This is a genomic window from Streptomyces laculatispora (genome assembly GCF_017353455.1).
In the GTDB taxonomy this organism is placed as follows: Bacteria; Actinomycetota; Actinomycetes; order Streptomycetales; family Streptomycetaceae; genus Streptomyces; species Streptomyces laculatispora.
The window spans coordinates 1-3,163 of record NZ_JAFMPZ010000653.1; the positions used below are offsets into that span (position 1 = coordinate 1).

The window sequence follows — 3,163 nt, forward strand, 5'->3', positions numbered from 1 at the left end:
CCGGACCCCGCGAGCCCGGCGTGATCCAAACGAGAGGCCCTAGTTCGCGGCGACGGTCAGCAGGACGAAGGCGGTGAGCGAAAGCGCGGTCCGGATCTGGTGGAAGATGTTCCAGCGGGCCTCGAACGCCGTACGGGCCGCGCTGTCGCCGGCCTCGCCCGCTGTCCCGGCTGTCCTCGCTTCTGCGAGTGATTCCGATGCGGCAAGCGCCTTGTTGAGCGGGATGTTGCCCGCGATCGTGACCAGGTGGGAGCCGACGGTGCAGACCAGCGCGGCGGCCACCGGCGGCCACGCCCATGCGTCCCGCCCGGCGACGAGCGCGACGGCCGGGAAGGCGATCACGCCGAGGAAGACGACGAGGAACACGGGTCCGGGGACCTTCTCGTTGAAGCGGCGCATCGCTGCCGTGAAACCGTCGTCCGGCAGGGCCGCGAGGCCGGGCATGACCGCGATCAGGAAGGTCAGCAGGAAGCCCGCGTAGAGGCCGGTCGTGATCACGGCGAGAGTGAGGAACAGGGAGGCCATGGCTCATCATGGCGCAGCAGCCCCGGCCGCGCAGCCTTCATTCGTACACTCGTGCGATCGAATGGGCCTCGCCCGGCCCCGCCCTCGGTGCGGGCGGCCCGGGTCAGTCCATCTCGCCCTCTCCCGTACCCGTTCCGGTGTCGCCCCGGCCGCCCCTGAGCCGGTTGTCCTTGGACAACGAAGTTAGTCGGCTGAGACTTCGTGACCTGGGCGGACTTGGTTGGTTGTCACGGGGATGACTGGCGAGGGTAGGGCTGCGCGCCGTTTTGGACGTAGCGTCTGATGATGCCGTAGGAGACTAAGGTCTCGTGCTCGTCCATGAGCTTTGCCCAGATCTCAGTGGGGCCGTGCCCCGCCTCAACCATGGGGTCGACAAGGTGCCGGACGGGATCGATGGCGGTCGGCCGTCGAGGTAGCGGTTTGCGAGGGCGGGGGTCAGGACCGTCCAGGGCCGCGCGCACGGTTCGCCAAGTAACGCTATGGCGTCTTTCCAGGTTGGGGTGTTGAGCGTTGATGGCCGGGTGCTGGTGTTGGCCAAGTCGTGAGGATTAGCTGGTCACTGGGTGAGGATTACCTGGTCAGGGGAGTGAGAGCTCCCAGGCAGCAACAGGTCGATATGAGTCTTGGTCTCAATCTTGCGTGAAGGTGGATAAGGGGCGACCTGGAATGCGTACCATGCGAACTGGTGGTCATCCTCTGGTGAAGGGGCGAGACATGGCCGAGCAAGGACGACTCCGGTGCGGCCGATGCGGATTTGTCACCGATTGGTTCGAGGAGTGGGAGACCCAAGCTGGCACAGAGGAGATCCACCATCATTCGGTCACCGAGCACCCGGAAGAGGTGGCCAAGATCCAGAGTATGCCTCCCCTTGAGCGTCAGCGGAGCATCCAGAAATTAGAACGACTTGAAGTGCGGGGCAGGCCAAGCGGTGGCAGCAGCAGCGGGTGTCTTATGTTGATGCTGACCATGGTAGGTAGCTCCATCGCGGCTCTATGGGCGTTCCTCGCTGCCTGGTGAGGCCAGCAGTGGGCGAAGCCTTGTGCGTTGGCTGAAGCGTGATGCCCAGATAGCGGCAGGACGCGCGGAAGTTGTTCGAGATGAAGACCTTCCCGTGGTCGCAGACGATCGTCTCCGGCACGATCACCGGTCTCGCCGCCGCGTGTGCCAGCCGCTCGTCCAGGGACAGCAGCCGCCGGTGCGGCAGCACCGACCGGGACATCCGCAAAGCATCCGACCAGCCCGGACGCATCGCCTCCGGCGTGATACTTCGGGGGACTCCACCCCAACCGATACAGCCACCCAGCCCCCCAACGCGTCTGCCTCACACGGCTAGGTTCGCTGGCAAGGAAGCCGAAACGACTGAGTTCGCTGTCGAACGCCTCGATTGGATGACAGCGGACACCGGTCCGCGCGGCCGATCGCGGTGGCCAGCTTCGCCACCGATTCGTCCTCCGTGCTCGCGGCCAGCGCCTGGGCCCTGGAGGCCAGCTCACCGAGTCCCGGCGCGCCCGGAAGGCCGCCGCCGCGCAGGGTGTCGGCGAAGTAGGCGGCCACCGCCGTCACCTGGAGCCGGGTGCTGCGGCCGCCCCAGAGCCTCCCCTCGACCGCCCCGGTCCCCACCGCACCCGTCTCCTCGTGCGCGGCCCGGGACTCGGGGTCCAGCCAGCGCACCGTCGCGGTGGCCACATGGCCCGAGGCGCCGTCCCGCAGACGCACGGCGTAGAGCGCCGTCACCGTGTGCCCGGGGCCGACCTCGCCGCCGTCCACACTGTCGTCGCGGAAGTCCTCGTCGGCGACCTTGCGGTCCTCGTAGCCGATCAGCCTGAACTTCTCGACGGTCTTCGGGTCGAAGGCCACCTGCGCCTTGGCGTCGCGCGCCGTCAGTTCGAGGTGTGCGGGCAACTGGTCGACGAAGACCTTGCGGGCCTGCTCCTCGTCGGCGACGTACGTGGTGTGGCCGTCGCCCTTGTCGGTGAGCCGCTCCATCAGCGCGTCGCCGTAGTCGCTGCCGACCCCGACGCCGAACAGGGTGATGCCGTACTCGCGGCGGGCGGAGCCGATCCGTTCGAGGATCGCGTCGGCGTCGGTCTCGCCGGTGTTGGCGAGTGCGTCGGAGAGCAGGACGACCCGGTTGCTCGCGCCCTCGCGGTGGCCGTCCACCGCCTCCTCGTAGCCGCGCCGGACGCCTGCCCCCACATTGGTGGAGTCGGCGGGTTCCATGGAGCCGACGGCGTCGTGGATCCCTCCGCGGTGGTCCCGCAGCCGGGTCATCGGCAGTACGGTCCTCGCCTCGTCGCTGAAGGTGACCAGGGAGACCGAGTCGTCGTCGCGCAGTTCGTCGGTGAGGATGCCGAGTGAGGTCTTCACCAGGCCGAGCCGGTCGGAGGAGGCCATCGAGCCGGAGATGTCGACGACGAAGGTGAGGGCGGCGGGCGGCCGTTCGGCACGGCTCGGCGCGGCTCTGGTCGCCAGGCCGACCCGCACCAAGGACCAGTCGCCGCCCCCGGCACCGGCCCGTGCCCCGTCGACGGAGACGGTGAAGCCGTTGCCCGCCGGGCGCCGGTAGCCCTGGCGGAAGCTGTTGACGAACTCCTCCGGCCGTACGGTCCGCAGCTCCGGCAGCCTGCCGGAGCTGCGG

The 3,163-nt window shown here is 68.4% G+C and carries 2 protein-coding genes and 1 pseudogene; all 3 read right to left on the reverse strand.

The window, feature by feature from the left end:
• Window positions 1-39 precede the first annotated feature (39 nt).
• A complete protein-coding gene (locus J1C73_RS33925) occupies window positions 40-525 on the reverse strand; it encodes an anthrone oxygenase family protein (RefSeq protein ID WP_207319717.1) in 486 nt (161 codons plus the stop codon).
• Between the two features lie 1,027 nt (window positions 526-1,552).
• Window positions 1,553-1,795 (reverse strand): annotated as a pseudogene (locus J1C73_RS35350) (integrase); the annotation flags it as partial.
• Window positions 1,796-1,854: 59 nt separating this feature from the next.
• A partial coding sequence (locus J1C73_RS33930) for a vWA domain-containing protein (RefSeq protein ID WP_207319718.1) occupies window positions 1,855-3,163 on the reverse strand: 1,309 nt, incomplete at its 5' end.

Bases quoted from the DNA above. Each gene is read 5' to 3' on its own strand.
- J1C73_RS33925 (WP_207319717.1), bottom strand. From the start codon at position 525: ATGGCCTCCCTGTTCCTCACTCTCGCCGTGATCACGACCGGCCTCTAC.